The 19,154-nt window shown below is 59.9% G+C and carries 22 protein-coding genes; 16 read left to right on the top strand and 6 right to left on the bottom strand.

What is annotated here, in order from left to right:
• Positions 1-5 precede the first annotated feature (5 nt).
• Complete coding sequence (locus PD282_RS07765; protein ID WP_274649823.1) at positions 6-1,226, bottom strand: Ger(x)C family spore germination protein; 1,221 nt, start codon at positions 1,224-1,226, stop codon at positions 6-8.
• 49 nt (positions 1,227-1,275) lie between these two features.
• Complete coding sequence (locus PD282_RS07770) at positions 1,276-2,757, bottom strand: spore germination protein (RefSeq protein ID WP_274649825.1); 1,482 nt, start codon at positions 2,755-2,757, stop codon at positions 1,276-1,278.
• A gap of 226 nt (positions 2,758-2,983) precedes the next feature.
• Here PD282_RS07770 and PD282_RS07775 point away from each other — a divergent pair, with 226 nt between their 5' ends.
• The 4 genes from PD282_RS07775 (at position 2,984) to PD282_RS07790 (ending at position 6,914) form a co-directional block, all read left to right on the top strand.
• Complete coding sequence (locus tag PD282_RS07775; protein WP_274649827.1) at positions 2,984-5,173, top strand: alpha-galactosidase; 2,190 nt, start codon at positions 2,984-2,986, stop codon at positions 5,171-5,173.
• Positions 5,174-5,295: 122 nt separating this feature from the next.
• A complete protein-coding gene (locus tag PD282_RS07780; protein ID WP_274649829.1) occupies positions 5,296-5,694 on the top strand; it encodes a phage holin family protein in 399 nt (132 codons plus the stop codon).
• 287 nt (positions 5,695-5,981) lie between these two features.
• Positions 5,982-6,359 (top strand): YhjD family protein, encoded by a 378-nt coding sequence (locus PD282_RS07785; RefSeq protein WP_274649831.1) that lies wholly within the window; start codon positions 5,982-5,984, stop codon positions 6,357-6,359.
• Between the two features lie 171 nt (positions 6,360-6,530).
• Entirely contained in the window at positions 6,531-6,914 is a 384-nt protein-coding gene (locus tag PD282_RS07790) for a cupredoxin domain-containing protein (RefSeq protein WP_274649833.1), read from the top strand.
• A gap of 91 nt (positions 6,915-7,005) precedes the next feature.
• Here the strand turns inward: PD282_RS07790 and PD282_RS07795 are convergent, their stop codons facing one another.
• Positions 7,006-7,260, bottom strand: coding sequence for a hypothetical protein (locus PD282_RS07795; protein ID WP_274649835.1), 255 nt, complete (start codon positions 7,258-7,260; stop codon positions 7,006-7,008).
• A gap of 127 nt (positions 7,261-7,387) precedes the next feature.
• Here PD282_RS07795 and PD282_RS07800 point away from each other — a divergent pair, with 127 nt between their 5' ends.
• From PD282_RS07800 to PD282_RS07820, 5 genes are all read left to right on the top strand, one after another.
• The gene (locus tag PD282_RS07800) at positions 7,388-7,675 is read left to right on the top strand and encodes a Dabb family protein (protein ID WP_274649837.1); all 288 of its coding nucleotides are present in this window, start codon (positions 7,388-7,390) and stop codon (positions 7,673-7,675) included.
• Positions 7,676-7,710: 35 nt separating this feature from the next.
• Positions 7,711-8,139 (top strand): DUF86 domain-containing protein, encoded by a 429-nt coding sequence (locus tag PD282_RS07805; protein ID WP_274649838.1) that lies wholly within the window; start codon positions 7,711-7,713, stop codon positions 8,137-8,139.
• Between the two features lie 158 nt (positions 8,140-8,297).
• Complete coding sequence (locus PD282_RS07810) at positions 8,298-8,966, top strand: helix-turn-helix transcriptional regulator (protein WP_274649840.1); 669 nt, start codon at positions 8,298-8,300, stop codon at positions 8,964-8,966.
• 152 nt (positions 8,967-9,118) lie between these two features.
• Entirely contained in the window at positions 9,119-9,607 is a 489-nt protein-coding gene (locus PD282_RS07815; RefSeq protein WP_274649842.1) for a hypothetical protein, read from the top strand.
• Positions 9,608-9,634: 27 nt separating this feature from the next.
• A complete protein-coding gene (locus PD282_RS07820; RefSeq protein WP_274649843.1) occupies positions 9,635-10,036 on the top strand; it encodes a YtxH domain-containing protein in 402 nt (133 codons plus the stop codon).
• Positions 10,037-10,167: 131 nt separating this feature from the next.
• On the opposite strand, the gene PD282_RS07825 is transcribed toward PD282_RS07820, so the two are convergent.
• Positions 10,168-11,034, bottom strand: coding sequence for an AraC family transcriptional regulator (locus PD282_RS07825; protein WP_274649845.1), 867 nt, complete (start codon positions 11,032-11,034; stop codon positions 10,168-10,170).
• 187 nt (positions 11,035-11,221) lie between these two features.
• Between PD282_RS07825 and melA the strand changes: the two genes are divergently transcribed.
• The 6 genes from melA (at position 11,222) to PD282_RS07855 (ending at position 16,285) form a co-directional block, all read left to right on the top strand.
• Positions 11,222-12,520, top strand: coding sequence for an alpha-glucosidase/alpha-galactosidase (melA, locus tag PD282_RS07830; protein WP_274649847.1), 1,299 nt, complete (start codon positions 11,222-11,224; stop codon positions 12,518-12,520).
• 182 nt (positions 12,521-12,702) lie between these two features.
• Positions 12,703-13,512, top strand: coding sequence for a glutamate racemase (gene racE / locus PD282_RS07835; RefSeq protein ID WP_274649849.1), 810 nt, complete (start codon positions 12,703-12,705; stop codon positions 13,510-13,512).
• Positions 13,513-13,818: 306 nt separating this feature from the next.
• Positions 13,819-15,036 carry a M14 family metallopeptidase gene (locus PD282_RS07840; RefSeq protein ID WP_274649851.1) on the top strand — a complete coding sequence of 406 codons (1,218 nt, stop codon included), beginning with the start codon at positions 13,819-13,821 and terminating at the stop codon, positions 15,034-15,036.
• A 322-nt stretch (positions 15,037-15,358) separates the two neighbouring features.
• Positions 15,359-15,601 carry a hypothetical protein gene (locus tag PD282_RS07845; RefSeq protein ID WP_274649853.1) on the top strand — a complete coding sequence of 81 codons (243 nt, stop codon included), beginning with the start codon at positions 15,359-15,361 and terminating at the stop codon, positions 15,599-15,601.
• A gap of 99 nt (positions 15,602-15,700) precedes the next feature.
• The gene (locus PD282_RS07850; protein WP_274649855.1) at positions 15,701-16,006 is read left to right on the top strand and encodes a HesB/IscA family protein; all 306 of its coding nucleotides are present in this window, start codon (positions 15,701-15,703) and stop codon (positions 16,004-16,006) included.
• Between the two features lie 57 nt (positions 16,007-16,063).
• Complete coding sequence (locus tag PD282_RS07855) at positions 16,064-16,285, top strand: YuzB family protein (protein ID WP_274649857.1); 222 nt, start codon at positions 16,064-16,066, stop codon at positions 16,283-16,285.
• Positions 16,286-16,444: 159 nt separating this feature from the next.
• Here PD282_RS07855 and PD282_RS07860 read toward each other — a convergent pair whose 3' ends face one another.
• Positions 16,445-17,608: a THUMP domain-containing class I SAM-dependent RNA methyltransferase gene (locus PD282_RS07860; protein ID WP_274649859.1), complete on the bottom strand. Its 1,164-nt coding sequence runs from the start codon at positions 17,606-17,608 to the stop codon at positions 16,445-16,447.
• Positions 17,609-17,752: 144 nt separating this feature from the next.
• Here PD282_RS07860 and PD282_RS07865 point away from each other — a divergent pair, with 144 nt between their 5' ends.
• On the top strand, positions 17,753-18,385 hold the full coding sequence (locus PD282_RS07865) for an O-methyltransferase (protein ID WP_274649861.1): 633 nt from the start codon (positions 17,753-17,755) through the stop codon (positions 18,383-18,385).
• A 120-nt stretch (positions 18,386-18,505) separates the two neighbouring features.
• On the opposite strand, the gene PD282_RS07870 is transcribed toward PD282_RS07865, so the two are convergent.
• Entirely contained in the window at positions 18,506-19,144 is a 639-nt protein-coding gene (locus PD282_RS07870; RefSeq protein WP_274649863.1) for a histidine phosphatase family protein, read from the bottom strand.
• Positions 19,145-19,154 lie beyond the last annotated feature (10 nt).

A 19,154-nucleotide genomic window follows, 5' to 3' on the forward strand; every position in this document is an offset into this window, starting at 1 on the left:
TTCGGTCACCGCCGCTCGTTACGTTTCTCTTCCAGTATCGGTTTGCCCGAAATTCTGCCTTGCGTGAGAAGCAGCGTATCCGTGTCGAAGCGGACTTTAATGGAAGCAAAACGTTCCGGCCAGTCCGATTTCCATTTCTTCCATAGCCCCGGGCGCGCCCTGTAAACATCGTTGCCGATATCGAGGAGGTCGGTCTTGTCCCGCTGCAAATGCCGGAGCGCAAGCTTCATTTCACGGTTGATCTCGTCCGAAACTCTGGCCTCGAATTCCCTTTCCCCGGCGATGTCGTCAATGTTCGAACAGGGGAGCTCGACGGCGGACACCGTGGCGCGAACCTTATAGGCAACGTTCACGCCTTCCGCGGTTATGCCGACGCTCCTGTCCGCCTTCAGATTGAGCACTTCGACCGCTTCATGCGCCTGCGGCGGCCGGCCCGCCTTTATTTCCGCGCACGGGACTTCGATGACGCCGCCTTTGTACTTGTTCATCAGCATCAGCAGCCCTTCGTTCTCCGTGCCGGTCAGCCGGTCCTTCATCAGCCCGTCCTGGATGACCGCAACGCCCGAAACCTTCGGTTCGCGCCCGGCTTCTTCCGGGCTCAGGCTCATATACGGCAGTCCTGCGGAACGGGTCTGGCTTCGCAGCGATATGGCCAGCTTGAGCAGGGACGATTCGAACGATTTGCCGGCGAAGCGGCTCGCGAACCGTTCGCTTAGAAAATACTGCTGGCTCGACGTGCTCTCGATAAACGGCTTGGTATCGAAATAGGGGGAAGCGGCGCCGCGCGTGACGATGGTAATGCTCGTCATCCGGGGCTCGCGGTCGCGGTAAAAAAAATCGAGCAGCGAGGCGAGCTTTATTTTGCGGACGAGCCGCTCGCTGATGAGCAGGACCCTCATATGGCTGAACTGCGCTTTCCGTCCGAGATGAGTCGTAATGTCATGAATCGCCTCGGCGACCGTATCGTCCATCGCCTTGATATTGATGTACGGGTTGACGGATTTTCCTTTGGCCTGAATCGTTTGCGACGGTTTGTACACCTGCAGGGTAACGAGTACTTTTCCGTTCTTCGATTCATCGAGCGCGGCACCCATGACAAACGCCCGCTCGGGCAGCTCGGCACGGTCGCCGCAGCCGGTCAGCGCAAGTGCGGATATCGCAAGAATCAGAGGCAGACGAATGAACAATGACCGGGACGCTGCAAGCCGGTCGGCGTCTGTATGCATCACCTGCAGCTCCTCTCTTTCGTCGTGCTGAAGCATTGCCGATAAGCGGTTATTTCGGCTGCGGTTTCGGCCCGGATGGCATTTTTCGCTTCTCCGCCAGCGACTTCAGCGGCTTTCGGTAAAACGTATCGCGGATTTGTCCGGGTACCCACGGTGCCAGCGGCATCATATAAGGAACGCCAAGCGATTTGAGGTTGACCAGATGGATCCACAGCAGCAGGTAGCCGATCATCAGGCCGAAGCCGCCGAGCAGCGCCGCGAGAATCATCAAAGGAAGCTGAACGAGCCGCAGGGCGATCGCAAAATTATACTGCGGCAGCGAGAAGGAAGCGATGCCGGTCAGGGCGGTAACCACGACCATAATCGGGGATGCGATGCCCGCGTTGATCGCCGCTTCCCCGACCACGAGCGCGCCGACGATGCTGACGGCGGAGCCGACGGGCCGCGGCAGCCGGATACCGGCTTCCCGCAGCAGCTCGAACGTGAAGGTCATCAGAACGGCCTCGGCGAAAGCGGGGAACGGAATCCCTTCCCTCGTATCGATGATGGCGAGAAGCAGCACCGTCGGAATCAGCTCGGGATGGAACGTCGAGACGGCGATGTAGAGGCTCGGCAGCATCAGCGCGATCAGGAATGCGGCGATGCGCATCCAGCGGATTGCATTGGCAAACAGCGTCCGCTGATAGTAGTCCTCGCTCGACTGCAGCAGCTCGAAGAACAGCCCGGGACAAATCAGGATGCTGCCCGTTCCTTCGACGAGCACGATGATTTTCCCGTTCAGCAAAGCGGCTGCGGCCACATCGGTCCGTTCGGTGTAACGAAACTGCGGGAAAGGCGACATCCCGCTGTCCTCCAGGCAATCCTCGATATATGACGTCTCGAGAATATCGCCTTCGGGCAGCAGCGAGAGACGCTTCTTGAATTCCGCCAGCACGTTTGGATCGACGACGCCGTCCAAATAACCGTAGGCCATCATCGTTTTCGAGTAGCCGCCGGTTTTTCGATAGGCCAGCTTGAAATTCGGATGCTGCAGCCGTTTCCGGATCATGCCGATATTTTTGCGCAGATTTTCGACCGTCGATTCGCGAGGACCCTGCACGACCGGTTCGGTCAGCGGCTCGCTCACCTGCCGCGTTTCGATCCGGCCGGCGTGGAAGCCGACGGCGCGGTTCCAGCCGTCGACGAGGACGACGAGGCAGCCCTCCATCAGGTTCCGGACGAGATCCTCGGCCTGCTCGATCAAGAAGGCGGAATCCCGCGTGGCGGCGTGGCGGGTCAAATGATCGCGGATCATGCCGGCCGTCACTTCGGTTCCCGGCCCGATTTCATGCGCGACCAGATCCTGCATCAGCTGCTTGAAGTGGTTCCGGCTTTTGTCGAGCACAAGCGTATCGAAATAGACCGATACCGCGACGCTGGCCATTTCGGGACCGTACTGCCACGGAATTACGGTCAGGTCGTCGCAGCCGTCGAACACCTTTTGAATGAGCGCGATATTGTGTTCGATCCGGCCGGAAAGGGCGGTCGGCATGGCGGACGGCCTCCTTGCGTGATGCTTTTTTAAAGGGTTCCAATTTCTGACTGTATTTATTCATTCATGGAATAGGATGCGGCAGGCTGGGAAAAGCGGCTGCAATCCTACATTTCTCCATATGAGTGCTATATGCGTCCATGTTCACAACCCCCGCGCCGGCCTATACTAGTAACGTTGAGGCTGCGCCAAGACTGACATTGTCCTTAAGGAGGCTGCATACAATATGGCGGTTTTGTATGACGAGCATAAACAGGTATTTCACCTGCAGACGAAAAACATGAGCTATGCGTTTTGTGCCCTGCGAGGGTTCCCGGCCCATCTGTACTGGGGGCGGAAAATAAAAGAAGCGGACCCGGACCGGCTGCTCGAGCGGCAGGAGCGCGCGTCCTTCAGCCCGAATCCGGTGCCCGAGGACCGCTCGATTTCGCTCGATACGCTGCCGCAGGAATATCCGGGCTACGGCTCGTCCGATTTCCGGAACCCGGCCTATGCGGTGCAGCTGGCGAACGGCACGACGGTGACGGAGCTGCTGCTGAGAGGCCACCGGATCGTATCCGGCAAGTCGCAGCTGGAAGGGCTGCCGGCCGTTTACGCGGAGAGCGGGGACGGGGCCGAGACGCTGATCGTCGAGCTGGAAGATGCGGCATCCGGCCTTCGGGTCGAGCTTTCCTACACGGTGTTCCCGGCGTTCGACGCCATTATACGCTCCGCGCGGATCGTTAACGGGAGCGATTCCGTCATGTCCATGCAGCGCGCGCTCAGCGCAAGCGTCGATCTGCCGCACGACCGCTTCGAAATGCTGCAGCTGTCCGGCGCCTGGGGGCGCGAGCGTTATATCCACCGCAGAGCGCTTGTGCCCGGCACGCAGTCGGTCGAGAGCCGACGGGGAGCGAGCAGCCATATGCAAAATCCGTTCTTCGCGCTGCTGTCCGAAGGGTCGACGGAGGATACCGGCGAAGTGTACGGCTTCAGCCTCGTATACAGCGGCAGCTTCGCCGGCGGCGTCGAGGTGGACCAGTTCCATACCGCGCGGGCGTACATCGGCATCAACCCGTTCGATTTCTCCTGGCGTCTGGAGCCGGGAGAATCGTTCCAGACGCCGGAAGCGGTGATGGTCTTCTCTGCGGAAGGACTGGGCGGCATGTCGCGCGCGTATCACGAGCTGTACCGGACGAGGCTGTGCCGCGGCGCTTTCCGCGATGCCGCCCGGCCGATTCTGGTCAACAACTGGGAAGCGACCTATTTCAATTTTAACGCCGATAAAATCGAAGCGATCGCCAAGGCGGGCAGCGAGCTCGGGATCGAATTGCTCGTGCTGGACGACGGCTGGTTCGGCCGCCGCGACAGCGACAACTGCTCGCTTGGCGACTGGGTCGTCGACAAAAACAAGCTGCCCGGCGGGCTCAAGGATTTGGCCGACCGCGTGCGCAGCCAAGGCCTGCAGTTCGGGCTGTGGTTCGAGCCGGAAATGGTTTCGCCCGACAGTGACCTGTACCGGGCGCATCCGGACTGGTGCCTGCATGTGCCGGGGCGCCGCCGGTCGGAAGGGCGCCGGCAGCTGATTCTCGACCTTTCCCGTCCGGACGTGCAGGATTACATCACGGACGCGGTCGGGGCCATTCTCGAGAGCGCGCCGATCACCTACGTCAAATGGGACATGAACCGCAACATGTCGGAGATCGGCTCGGCTCTGCTGCCGCCCGAGCGCCAGCGCGAGACGGCGCACCGCTATATGCTCGGCTTGTACAGCGTGCTGGAGCGGATCACGTCGAAATTCCCGCATATCCTCTTCGAAAGCTGCTCCGGCGGCGGCGGGCGTTTCGATCCGGGCATGCTGTATTACATGCCGCAAACGTGGACGAGCGATAATTCGGATGCCATATCCCGGCTTAAAATCCAGTACGGCACAAGCATCGTTTATCCGGTCAGCACGATGGGGGCGCACGTCTCCGCGGTTCCGAATCATCAGGTCGGCCGCATGACGCCGCTGAAGACGCGGGGCGACGTCGCGATGTCGGGCAATTTTGGCTACGAGCTCGATTTGACGCTGTTTACGGAGGAAGAGAAGGACGAAGTGAAGCGTCAGGTCGCCCTGGTGAAGGAAGTGCGCGAGCTGGTGCAGTACGGCCTTTTCTACCGTTTGCTCAGCCCGTTCGAAGGAAACGAGACCGCCTGGATGTTCGTCGCTCCGGACCGCAGCGAGGCGCTTGCGGTGCACGTTCAGACGCTGAACGAGCCGAACCAGCCGCTCGGCCGTCTTCGACTGAAAGGGCTCGACCCGAATGGCCGATATGAGCTGCTCGGTACGGGACGTGCCGTTTACGGCGACGAGCTGATGAACGCCGGCATCCCGAAGCAGCGGCCGCATTCCGATTTTGCAAGCGCCGTTTACCGGTTCCGCCGCGTGGAATAAAACAGGCCCGGACGAGTATAACGGCATCCGGTTCATAGGGGCGAATACGGTACAAAGCACAGGGACAGCCTGTCGCTCTCCGGCATAGGATGTAGCATCCACATGCTTGGGGAGAGGTGAGGATGTTGTCGCAAACCGCCGTAAGCTCCCTGTCGGCCGTTGTTGGAGCGGCGGTGACCTTCGCGTTCGGAGGATGGTCCGAATCGCTGACCGTGCTTCTGGTGGCGATGGCGATCGATTATATTACGGGCGTCACGGCCGCGATAAGCCAAAAGGAAGGCTTAAGCAGTATCGTCGGCGCAATGGGTCTGGCCAAGAAAGGCATCATGCTTCTGGTCATTCTGCTCGCCCACCGGATCGATCTGCTGCTCGGCCTGCAGAACGACTTGGCGATGGGAGCCGCCGTTTATTTCTATCTGGCAAACGAGCTCATCTCGATTACCGAAAATCTCGGGCAAATCGGCGTGCCGCTGCCGGACAGGCTCCGCGGGCTGATCGAGCAGCTCAAAAACAAAAAATGAACCGCAATCGGGCGGTTCAGATCAGCAAAGCAACTGCAACAAGCCGTTCCGGTGGCGCGACCTGCGCTCAGGACGGCTGTTTTAATTTTTAGAAAGGTTAAATGGCTGTTTTCCTTTCTATACCGATCGAGGGGAAGAAGCTCGATCCGTTGCAAAAAGGCGGCGTCATCCGTTTTCTGCTTGAGCGGCATCATTTGCCTGCCGGACCTGGTTGCATTCGCCGAACTTTTCCGTTATAATTGGAACAAACAAACAGGAACAAATGTTCGTATATGGAGGGTTCGTCGATGGCCGTGGACAGCAAACTGCAGCCTTCCGTTCAGATCGGCAAGGAGCTTGAGATTGTCAAACGATTTGTATTGCTTGGCGTCACGATGCGCATTCTAAATCACGATATCCGCGTCATCGGCGCTTCGAAGGCGAAGCTGCCGCGCCTCTACGAGTCGATTTTGCGGGCTTTGCAGGACCGCGTGCTGCTGGAGCTCGCCGCGCTTCGGAGGCAGTTCCGCGAAAGCGGCATCCGCATTCTCGAGGAGCGCCAGACGCCCGATCATATGACGGCGCGATACGTCTGCCGCGGCTACGAACATTCGTTTTCGCTGCTCTGGCCGTTCGTGCGGGCGGAGTCGGAGCGGCTGCTCAAAGCCTATGCAGCGGAGCAATAACGCAATGCAAACGCATCGCAAACGCGGCGCAGAACCTGTTTCAGAATGTTCATTATTTTGTCAAAAAACCAAAAAAGTTTGCCGCTTCCCTTTGTTTAAGGTTGAGATTGCGGGACGATCTTAGGTAATATAGGGAGTAGACATTTTGATGGCAAAGGGGAGCAAGTAGCAATGCATAAGTGGATTATGTTCATCGTATTTGCGGCGGCATCGGTCTTGGCCGTCGTTTTGCTGACAACCCAAATGCCGGCGAAGCCAGTGGACGAAGCGTCGACGCTGCCGCCGGGCGAAGAGCTGCTGAAAGTGGAAGCGAACGCCGACTTTACTTACGATCAGAAGGAATACCACGTCAAGAAGGGCCAGAAATACAAGCTCGAGCTCGTGAACAAAAGCGGTCTCCACGGCCTTGCCATTCCCGATTTCAATATCGATCTTAACGAAGACAAGATGTCGCAGGAAGTGACATTCGACAAGGCCGGGACGTTCCAGATGCACTGCTCGGTCATGTGCGGCGTCGGCCATCCGAATATGAAGTCCGTTCTGATCGTGGAATAATGCATGCAAAAGGAGCCTACGCGGCTCCTTTTTTGAAATCAATAACTCCCTGCCGGCGGCAGGCAGCTAGCCGGGTGGAGACGTCCGTCATTCAGCGCGCCGCGCGCCGCCGCCGGTCCCGTTCGATCAGCCAGTCGCACGCATAGCCGATCAGCGCCCAGCTGGCCACGGTCAGCACATACATCAGCAGGACGTTCAAATCATGAAAATCGACGAACAGATCCGCGATCCAGCCGGGAACGCTGAACATGAAAAACACCATGTTGTGCGGATCGTACCCCGTCGCGTTATAAAGGCAGATGGCAAGACCGATCAGCGTGGCGGCCGCCGTAACCCTGTAGCGCATGAAAGTTCATCCCCTTTGCAGGCAGTATGCCGTTAGCCGGCAGCTTGCCTTATTATGCGACAAACCGGCGCCCCTCATGCGAAGGACGAAGGCCGCCGAAACCCAAATAAGGAGTGACTTGACCGCCGTGATTACCCATATCGTGCTGTTCAAATTGAAGGACCGCTCGCCGGAGAGCGTGGCCCAAACGGTTCAGGTGCTGAGAAATATGGAAGGCAAAATCGAGGTGCTTCGTTCAATCGAGGTCGGCACCGACGTACTGCACTCGGAACGCTCGTACGACATCGCCTTGGTCACCCGCTTCGACTCGATGGAAGCGCTCGGCGAATATCAAGTGCATCCCGAGCATAAAAAAGTGATCGCCCATATGAGCGAGGTTCGCGAATCGTCGGTCAGCGTCGACTACGAATCCTGATTGCAGGGCGTGAAAGCGAAGGACGGTCCGATACTATGTATTATGTGAATCGCGAACAGATCGACGCCAGATTAAACGCCATCCCCGAGCTGGCCGAAGCTTTGCGCGGCTTGGCCGCCGAATGGAACGGAAGCCTGCTGCAGGGGCTTGCCCAGGAGCGCGCGCTTCACCTGGCGGTCGAAACCGTTACGGATGTCGGCAGCTGCATCATTGACGGCTTTATTATGCGCGATGCGAGCAGCTACGAGGATATCGTGGATATTATCGCGGGCGAAGGCGTCTTCCCGCAGGAGCTGCGGGAGCCGCTGGCCTCGCTCGTCCGTCTGCGCCGGCCGCTCGTTCAGGACTATTACAAGTGGCCGCGCAGCGTGCTGCATGCGCTGACCGGCTCTGTCCCTGACGTACTGCTCCGGTTTAAAGCGGCCGTCGAAGCGTACCTTGCACGAGAGCTGGGCCCGAACTGACGGCTGCGGCAGAAGCGGCAGGATCATCCGGTCCGTGCCGCTTTTTGTTTTGTCGATTTACGGGACGGGTAAAATAAGTTACAATGACGCTAACAGCGGGCAGGACTCGCAGAAGTTCCAGAGCCTGGCCGTGCCTTCAATCGGGGTGGTGACGAACAATGGACTCGACAATAGGCGGACCGTACGCGCAGCAGCCTCCTTTCGGGATGGCTGAAGGCTCTACGAGGCAGGCCGTGCTGATGCTCCTGAAAACGCGGGGACGCATGAAGGCCGGCGAGCTCGCCAAGCAGCTGGGGATTACCGAGATGGCGGTTCGCCGCCACTTAAGCTCGCTTGAACGGGACGGCTACATCGAGCTCGCCATCGTCCGGCAGCCGATGGGAAGGCCGACGCACATGTATACGCTGACGGAACAGGCCGAGCGGCTGTTCCCGAAAAATTATAACGCGCTGGCACTCGATCTTCTGGAGGAGCTGGCCGGCGATCCGGATACCGAAGCGCTGATCGACCGCCTGTTTGAGGGCCGGAAACGTAAGCTGCAGAGCCGCTATGCCGCCCGTATGGAAGGCAAGACGCTCGATGAGAAGGTGGCCGAGCTGGCCGCCATCCAAAACGACGGCGGATATATGGTTCAGCTCGATACGGATGCGGAAGGCTTTACGATCCATGAATACAACTGCCCGATCGCCCAGGTGGCCGGCCGCTATCAGCAGGCGTGCACCTGCGAGCTGGAGCTGTTCGAGCAGCTGCTCGATACGGGTGTCGAGCGGACGGAATGCCTGGCCAAAGGCGGGGGCCGCTGCACGTACCGCATCGCCAAATCATAATCCACGCAAGCACGGAGCAGCCGCTCCGTGCTTTTTGTTTTTTCGGGGATTTTTTGCCGCCACAGTGTCAAGTCAAGCCCATGCTGCTTATACTGACATTACCAATTGGGCATTCGCCCGGGTGGAGATGCGCAAAGGAGGAGCGATTCCGGATGGCAGCGATTTGGCTCGGAGCTGCGTTTGTCGCCGTATTTGCCGCGCTTACCGCCGGCCTGCTGCTATGGCTTCGGGCTGCGGACCGGAAGCTGGCAAGGCTGGTGGACAGCGTTGCGGCCATGGAGGAGCAGGTGAAGCTGACCGCGGCCGAACTGGCCGCAGTGGCAAAGCCCGCCGCCCAGACGATGCGGACCGTTCAGGACCAGATGGCAGGCGCAGCCCGATTGCTGGAGGCAGCCGAACGGCTCGGCGATGCCACGACCGGCGTCTCGCGGACGGTCAGCCGGCTGTCCGGCGCGATTTCGGCGACGGCCGAACGGCATCTGGCCGACGGGGGCAAATATCGCAAGCAGATTGAGGAAGCGCTGGGACTGGCTGAGGCCGGTTACGCCGCCTGGCAATTTTGGCAGGCCAAACGGAAAGAGCCGCATGCCTCTGCATGCTCCGGCTATGGCGAAGGGCACGATAACAATAAGGCGCAGTAACAATCAGATTGAAGGGAGCAATACGCAATGATGGGCAATCGAAAAGGGTTTTGGTACGGCGCGCTGGCAGGCAGCATTATCGGGTCGGTGGCGGCACTGATGCTGGCGCCGAAATCGGGACGCGAGCTTCGCAAAGATATTGCGGACGGCAGCCGCCAGGTCGGGGATCGTACGGTGAAAATCGCCGGCCAGGTCGGAGACACGACGACTCGGATTGCGAAGCAGGTCGGCAGCGGCGTCACGACCATTGCCGCCAAAACGAAGGACACCGCCGAAAGTATGGTCGGCAGCGTTCGCAGCTGGCGTGTCGGCCGGGTCGACGGGGCGTCGGCCTTCCAAGCCGAAGCCGGCACGGAAGAAGAGCTGGCCGGCGAACGGGCGGAAGAGCCGAAAGCCGCAAAGAGCGAAGAGCTGCAAACGGTCCGCTGACCGCAGGCATTCAGGCGAACGCAAACAGGGCGGGACGCTCCGGATTGATCCGGGGCTCCCGCCCTTCGCATTTTTGGCAAACCGGAGCCTCCGGCAGAGTCGCAGCCAGGCCGCCGGAGGTTTTTTTCGTTTTACAATGAATTCGGCCGGTTTCGCGACCGGTATTCCGTCGGCGAGATGCCGTGCGTTTTGCGGAATTGCTTGGAGAAGTAAAGCGCATCCGGATACCCGACCGATGAAGCGACCTGGTCGATCGACAAATATTTGCTGCCGCTTAGCAGCTCGCGGGCGCGGACCATCCGCACCTTCAGCAAAAACTGCATCGGCGACAGCCCCGTCGCCTGCTTGAACATTTTGGACAGGTGCGTCCGGTGATACCCGAGCTTGCGCGCCAAATCCTCAATCGAGAAACGGTCGCTGTACTGGTAGGACAGCATCCGAATCGCCTGATTGATTTGGCGCTCGATATCGGGAACCGGCATCTGGGCTTGCGGCGTCATGCGGCCGGCGTTGATCATGCCGTATTCCTTCAGCATGACCCGCAGCAGGCCGCCGGCTTCCAGGTCGGCAAGCTCGGGATATTCCGTCCGCTCCAGCGCCAGCTTGACGCTGCGGTACAGCCTTGCCAGCCTGCGCGTATCGGCCGCATGAATGACGGGATGGCGCGGCGTGATGCCCATTCCGGCCAGCAGCCCCTCGGCCGTTTCCCCCTGAAAAGCGATCCAGCGGTACTGCCAGGGCTCGTCGCTGTCCGCGGTGTACGTAAACAGAATGTCCGGAAAGATGAAGAAGGTGTCCCCCCTCCCGCATTCATACGTTTTGCCGTCGATTTCGAACGTGCCGCGGCCGGATAAGACGGTATGCACCAGGTAGTAGTTATGGACGACCGGCCCGATCCGGTGCAGCGGATAAGGCTTGCCTTCGCCGCTGAACAGCACCGACAGCTCTCCGCGGGCGGGGAGCGGGTTCGAACCGATCGAAATCTGATAGTGGTCCATGCTGACGGTCAGCCTTCTTTCGCCATGCCGGGATCCTTACCGTTTTAGACTAGCTAAAAAAACTACATTTGTCCATATCTATCATTCAAAAACTCCTACTCATGCGCGGCGGCAATCGCCTATAGTTAAAGCAGCAGGATACATGATTACCGCTTCCAGCCAATTGAAAAAAACGAGGAGGAGCACCATGTCCAAAATTACGTTTATCGGAGCCGGCAGTTCCGTTTTCGCCAAAAATGTGCTTGGCGACTGTATGATGACGCCCGCGCTGCAGGGCTTCGAGCTGGCGCTGTTCGATATTGACCCTGTCCGGCTCTCGGAATCGGAGACGATGCTGAACCACATTAAAAATACGAGCGGCAGCTCGTGCGTCATCAAATCGTATGCCGACCGCAAGGAAGCGCTGCGCGGGGCGAAATACGTCGTGAACGCCATCCAGGTCGGGGGCTACGATCCGTGTACGATCACGGACTTCGAGGTTCCGAAGAAATACGGCCTGCGCCAGACGATCGCGGATACGGTCGGCATCGGCGGCATTTTCCGCAACCTGCGTACGATTCCGGTCATGCTGGACTTCGCGAAGGATATGCAGGAGGTGTGTCCGGACGCGCTGTTCCTCAATTACACGAACCCGATGGCGGTGCTGACGAACGTCATGAACACGCACGGCGGCATTCAGACGGTCGGCCTTTGCCACAGCGTACAGGTGTGCGTGAGGGATTTGTTCAAAAATCTCGGCATGGACACCGAAGGGGTCAAGTCGAAGATCGCCGGCATCAACCATATGGCCTGGCTGCTGGAGGTTTCCAAGGACGGCGTCGATCTCTATCCGGAAATCAAGCGCCGCGCCCGCGAGAAGCAGCAGGAGAAGCACCACGATATGGTGCGCCTGGAAATGATGCTGAAATTCGGCTATTACATTACCGAATCGTCCGAGCATAACGCCGAGTACCATCCGTATTTCATCAAGCGGAATTACCCAGAGCTGATCGATCGGTTCAACATCCCGCTCGACGAATATCCGCGCCGCTGCGTGAATCAAATCGAGAACTGGAACAAGCGCCGCGACGAGCTCGTGCACAATCCCGAGCTGCAGCACAACCGGACGCACGAATACGCATCGTACATTTTCGAGGCGATCGAGACGAATGTGCCGTTCAAAATCGGCGGCAACGTGATGAACACCGGCCTCATCACGAACCTGCCGCGCGAGGCGTGCGTCGAGGTGCCCTGCCTTGTCGACCGCAGCGGCGTAACGCCGACTTACGTAGGCGATTTGCCGCCGCAGTGCGCCGCGCTGAACCGGACGAACATCAACACGCAGCTGCTGACGATCGAAGCCGCAATCACGAAGAAGCGCGAGCATATTTATCACGCGGCGATGCTTGATCCGCATACGGCCGCCGAGCTGTCGATGGACGACATCGTCGCGATGTGCGACGACTTGATCGAGGCGCATGGCGACTGGCTGCCGAAATACAACTAAACGGATGAAACGGAGGACCCGGCCCATAGCGGCCGGGTCTTTTTCGCTTTGAGGCGTGGGTACCGGTCGGCCGTTTGTTGAACCTTGTCCTTTTTTGCGCTAAGATGATGAGGTACGTTTTAGATGCCCCTTACATAATGTATTTTAGCTTAAGCGAAAACGTCCAGGAAAGCGGTGTGTATGTGCAGCAACCGATTGCAATCTTCGATTCCGGCGTCGGCGGTTTGACCGTCGTCAAAGAAGTCATGCGCCAGCTTCCGCGTGAAAAAGTCATCTATTTCGGGGATACGGCGAGGACTCCGTACGGCCCCCGGCCGGCGGAAGAGGTCGTTCGTTTTACAAGAGAAATGGTCGATTATTTGATTCAATTCCGGCCGAAAATGATCGTTGCCGCCTGCAATACGTCGACGGCGGTCGCGCTGGACGATATCCGTTCCCGCGTGGCGGTTCCGGTTGTCGGCGTCATTCATCCGGGGGCGCGTGCGGCCAACGGCAGGACGCAATCCGGCATCGTCGGCGTGATCGGCACCGAGGGCACGATCCACAGCGGAGCTTACGAGCAGGCGCTCAAGCAGCTGTCGCCGAACATTGAAGTCGTCAGCCTCGCCTGCCCGCGGTTCGTTCCGCTTGTGGAGCAGGGCAATTTCCGCTCCGAGGAAACGCTTGAAACGGTTCGCTCATCGCTGGTGCCGCTCATGGAAACCCGTCTGGATACGCTCATTTTGGGCTGTACGCATTATCCGTTTTTGTCCGAAACGATTTCGGAAATTATGGGAAGCAGCGTCGCGCTGATCAATTCGGCGGATGAGACGGCGCGCGAAATCAGCACCATCCTGCACGACAGGGGCCGGCTGGCGCGTAACGACGAGCTGCCCGTTCATCAGTTTTTTTGCAGCGGCGATCCGCTGATGTTCAAAAAAATCGCGCAGCAGTGGCTGGGCGAGCAGATCGCCTTAACGCCGGTCGTTTGGCAGGTGCCGAAGATCGGTTAACACTCGACGTTTTGGAGCATGCGGCTCTCGTCGTCCCGGAAGGACGGCAGGGCCGTCTTTTTGTTGAACAGGGATACCGGAGCCGAAATTCAGCCAGAGCCATTTTTATTTTCCCGGGGGGGAACTTATGAAATGACCTCGCCGTAAAAAGACGCCTGGAGCCGGTTCTTCCTGGCAGGGCGGCCTGATGCTTGTTCGCTTCGAACATGATGAAGGCCGCGCTTATTTGTACAAGGCCGGTTGGCATGGGCGTCCGCGGGCGAGCATAGCATGGGACTGTGACAAAGTGAAGGAGGGAGGGCTTCCATGTTTCCCTATATCGTTCGGCAGGGCGACACGCTGCTGCGCATCGCCAGGCGGTTCGAGGTGAACGCGGCATCGATTATCGCCGCCAACCCGCGCCTCGATCCGGACCGGCCGCTTCTGCCCGGTCTTCTGCTGTCCGTTCCGGTGCAATCGGCCGCCGTATACTGCGTGCAGCCCGGAGATACGATCCTCACGCTGGCGGAGCGATTTGCGCTGCCCGTCCACCGGTTGACCGCCGCCAATCCGCAGCTCGATCCGAAGGCGCTCGTTCCGGGACAGCTGCTTACCGTGCCCGGCGGCGGCAGCGGCCGCATCGTCGATGCAAGGGCTGAATACGGCGAAGCCGAGCTGCTGCGGGATATCGAGGCGCTGTGCAGCGAGTACCCGTTTCTGCACGTTGAGACGATCGGGAAAAGCGTGCTCGGGAAGCCGATAACCGCGATCCGGATCGGCGAAGGCCCGCGCAAGGTGCATATCAATGCGGCCATGCATGCGAACGAATGGATTACGGCGCCGCTGCTGATGTCGTTCATTGAAGATTTCGCCCGCGCCGTCTCGCTCGGCGATCGGCTGTGCGGCAGTGATATGCGGGAACTTGCCCGCAGGACGACGGCGTGGTTCGTGCCGCTCGTCAATCCTGACGGCGCCGAGCTGGTGCAGGAAGGGCTGCGCCGGGATCACCCGCTGTGTGCCGAGCTGCTGCGCATGAACGGGGAGTCGGAGCGGTTTCGCCGGTGGAAAGCGAATGCGCGGGGCGTCGATCTGAACGACCAGTTCCCGGCTTTTTGGGAGGAGGAGGTAAGGCGCAGGGATGCCGATGGCCCCGGGCCGCGCGATTTTCCCGGCGCAGCGCCGCTGACCGAGCCGGAAGCGCTGGCGCTTGCGGAGCTGACCCGGCGGGAGCGGTTCGATCTGGTCGTCGCACTTCATTCGCAGGGCCGGGAAATCTACTGGAACTACCGCGGCTACGAGCCGCCGGAATCGGAGGCGATCGCCCGCAGGCTGGGGCGGGCAAGCGGCTACATGCCGGTCAAGCTGAGCGGCAGCGATGCAGGCTACAAGGACTGGTTCATCTACGAGTTTCGCAAACCGGGGTTTACCGTCGAGGTGGGCAGCGGAGTCAACCCGCTGCCGCTCGAGTCGTTTCCGGACTTGTACGACGAAGTAAGGCCGCTGCTGACCGCCGCGGTCGAAGCCGCGGCCAATCGGCCGGGCTGAACTCCGCACCGAATATGCGGGGCGGGGAGCGCTTCCGCCCGCCGAGGCTTCCGGCCGGCGGGAGGCGGCCTCCGCGGGATCAACACAGCCGGGAGCCCGACCTCGACTCTCGGCCTGCGGCGGCCCGCGCGGTGTATCGGCATGCGGTCCCGGGATACGCCGCTTTCGGACGGTCATGCTGTCCGGCATTCACGCCTGCGGCCGATACCGGGTTTTGCGGCTCGCTGTGGTATAATGGGCGAAAACGGATAAGCTGTTAGCAGGCGCTTCGAAACGGATCCGCTTCGTCGTGCAGACTACATTACCAACTCGGGAGGCCGTCATGCGCAAACTGTTGTCCCTTCGTCATTGGCGCCATGTGTTTGCACGCATTTTCCGGCTGATCGCCGCCAAAGAGGTCCGGCTGGCCGACAAGCTGCTTTATCTCGTGCCCGTGCTGCTGTATTGGGTAATGCCGGATGCGCTGCCTTTTTTGCCGGTTGACGATATCGCCGTCACGATGCTTGCAGCGGAGTTCTATACGCGGTATATGGAACGCAAATATGAGGGGAAGCTCCCCGATTAAACGGTTGAACATGAAGAGCCGTTTCATTACAATAGGAAAGACAGGGAACCGAACAACAGGAAAGACTGGGTACCGATAAAAAGGAGACGGGGAATTCCGATGAAATGCAAAATTACGCGTAACGCCGCGAAAATCATTCGGCAGGAGATGGACAAGCCCGAGAATACCGGCAAGCTCCTCCGCGTTTTAATTACGCACGCTCACGCCGACCACGCTCATTACGGCCTCCAATTTGAGGATGCGGCCGGCCCGAATGACGAGGTTGTGGAAACCGACAAGGAGATCGCCGTGTTGCTGGAGAAAGATGCCGAGCTGCTGGACGGCGTCAAAATCGATTACCTGTATTTGCCGCAGGAAGGCTTCGTCATTACGAATCCGTCCAAAGGCAACCATGGCGATCATTAAGACGGAAGCCGGCGTCTCCGGCATACGGCGCGCGGCGGACGGGAAGTAGGACGAAACATGGCGAACGACATCCGCATCTGCGACAAATGCAAGCATACCCGCATCAAGTCGCTGCTGCCCAAGCTGCAAAAAATCGCGCCTGACGCCGAGATCAAGGTCGGCTGCAAATCGTACTGCGGGCCGTGCTCGCGGTTCGCGTTTATTTTCGTGAACGGGCGCTACGTCACCGCGCCGACCGAGGAGGAAGCGGTCGAGAAGGCGCGCAAATATGTAAAATAGATCAAACCCCGCCGGACACCGGCGGGGTTTGTTGTTGGATTCGCCGCAGGCCGTAGCGAAGGTTGCCCGTTGCGTCCGCGAAGGATCCCGGCGCGGTTTTGCGGCGCCTAAACACGGTAATCCGCCGCCGATTCCGGCGCGAGCCCGCGTTTAGCCGATTTAGCGAACCGGCTGTTCCTCCCTGCGAATCGGCGGCAGCGGCCCGAAAAACTGGTACAGGGCGCACTCGATCCGCCCGTTAAACAGCTTGCGCTTCTTGTCCGCCGGCCGGCCGAAATAATGCTCGACCGATTTGGAGGGGCTGAGCGCAAAGAACGACCAGGTCGGCAGGTAGAGGGCGGCCAGACCGAGCTGGCGGATGGCTTTCTCCGCTTCAGCGTCGTCGCCGAGGCGCTCGCCATACGGCGGGTTGGTAACGATGCAGCCATAATCGTCCTCCGGCTTCGCTTTGGCGGCCGGCAGAACGGAGAGCTTGATCTCCTTCGCGAAGCCGGCTTTCCGTACGGCGGCTTCGGCGACCTCGATCGCTTTCGGATCGAGGTCCGACCCGGCGATCGACAGCGGGATATCGTCCTTCACCGCGTCGAACGCTTCCTCGCGGGCCGCCTCCCAGAGCGCTTCGGGAACGATCGGCCATCGTTCGCCATTAAACGAACGGCGAAGACCGGGGGCGATGTTCCAGCCGATCATGGCCGCTTCGATCGGGATCGTGGCCGATCCGCAAAACGGGTCGTACAAGGGGCGCTCCGGATGCCAGCGGCTGAGCAGCACCATTGCGGCGGCCATCGTTTCCTTGAGCGGCGCTTCCGTCACGAGCCGGCGATAGCCGCGCTTGTGCAGGCTGGGGCCGGTCGTGTCAAGCGTCAGCATGGCGATATCGTTGAGCAGCCATACCTCGATGACGAAACGGGCGCCGTCCTCTGGAAACCATTCCAAGCCGTGCGCCGATTTCATTTTCTCAACGACCGCTTTTTTGACGATGCTTTGACAGGCCGGGACGCTCGACAGCTGCGACTTGTGCGAACGGCCTTCGACCGGAAATTCGCCGTCCGCCGGAATCCAGTCCGGCCAGTCGACGGCCTTGGTTCCTTCAAACAGCTCGTCGAAGGTGCGGGCGGGAAATTCAGCCATTTTGACAAGCACGCGGTCGCTTGTCCGCAGCCACAGGTTGGCGCGGCAGATGTCGGCCGGTCCGCCGGTAAACGTCACGCGGCCGTTCTCGGTTCTTGCATCGTCGTAGCCAAGCTCCTTCAGCTCGCGCGCGACAACCGCTTCGAGGCCCATCGGGGCGGTTGCGATCAATTGCAGCTTTCTATCGCTCATCGCGAATGCGTTCACTCCGCTTCGGGCAGCGGGCGGCGGTTGTATCCGCCCCTGCAAAATCATACAATTAAGTATAGACAAACCGGCGGTACAAGACAACGGCAGCCATTTTGAACGAACGAAACAGGGGAGGCGCTAACGAAAATGACGATGACGACGGAAACTTATGTGGAGAAGCTGCTGGGAGAAGATTCGGATTTGCAGCGGGTCATGGAATCGATCCGGGCGAATGGCATGCCGGAAATATCGATTGCCCCGGGCTACGGCAGGCTGCTGACGATGCTCGTGCGGATGTCCGGCGCGAAGCACGTGCTGGAAATCGGCGCGCTCGGCGGCTACAGCGGGATTTGTCTGGCGCGCGGACTCGCCGAAGGCGGCACGCTGACGAGCCTCGAGCTGATGCCGAACTATGCGGAGGTGGCCCGGTCGAACCTGCGCGAAGCGGGCTTTGGCGACCGCGTCGAATATATCGTCGGCGATGCGAAGGCCGGTCTCGACGAGCTCGCGCGTCAGGGAAAATCGTTCGATTTTCTCTTTATCGACGCCGACAAGGACAATTATCCGGCGTATTTGGAAAAGGTCATCCGGCTGGCGAAGCCAGGCGCGGTCATCGCCGGCGACAATGCGCTGATGCACGGCCGGACGATCGACCCGGAGCGGAGCGGGCCTTCCGTGCAGGCGATGCGCGAATTCAACGAGCGGATGACCGGAGATCCGCGCCTGCTCGGCACGCTGCTGCCTGCCTACGACGGGCTTGCCGTCGCCATTGTCAAGTAGAAACGAAGGCAAAATAGAAGCTGCCGCATCAAGACGAAAAAAAGAGGGGCGCTGCGCCCCTCCGACGCAAACAAGCCGTCAGGCCGGGTTCAATGAAGGGAGCCCGGGCGGCCACGGATTCTAATCGGCCGTCAAATCGTTCAGGCTCAGCCTGCCTGCGATTTCGTAGCCGCGTCCCGGCCCGTTTGGCTTGACGACGACCGTTCCCATGTAGGGGATTTCGCCGACAGCAATTCCGGCCGGTAGAGCGTGAGCGACGATGACCCGGTTGGCCCCGGCCGGCGGCGGCGTTTCGAGCAGCTCGTTCAAATGCGCGAGCGTTTCCTGCCGCTCTTCGGCCGTCAATGCGGAGAACGCGGCTAGCGGCGCGAGCGAATCGTCCGCCGCAACCCGCCGCGCTCCGAAGGCGATTTCGGCCGACTGTCTCGTGCGGCAATACGGGCTGGCCAGAACGGGCTGGGCGACGGGTATGCTTTTTTGTCTCAGCGATTGGCCGAAACGGAGCGCTTCTTCCCTGCCGGCATCGTCCAAATTGCGCTGGGAAGCGCAGTCGCCGAACGTCAAGCCGGGGCGATCCTGTCCGATCGTCGCCTGGCCGTGCCGGACGTACAAGACATACCCTCCGCTCTGAAGCTGGCGCATCAGAGCCGCGCTGTCGATTGCAGGCTCGCTTGACGCTGCGCCTCCCGCCCACAGCATAAGCAGCTGCAGCGCAGCGGCAATCAGCGGTACGATGCGGTGTTTTTTTATTGCGATCATCAAAGTTCAA

The organism is Paenibacillus humicola (genome assembly GCF_028826105.1).
Classification (GTDB): domain Bacteria; phylum Bacillota; class Bacilli; order Paenibacillales; family Paenibacillaceae; genus Paenibacillus_Z; species Paenibacillus_Z humicola.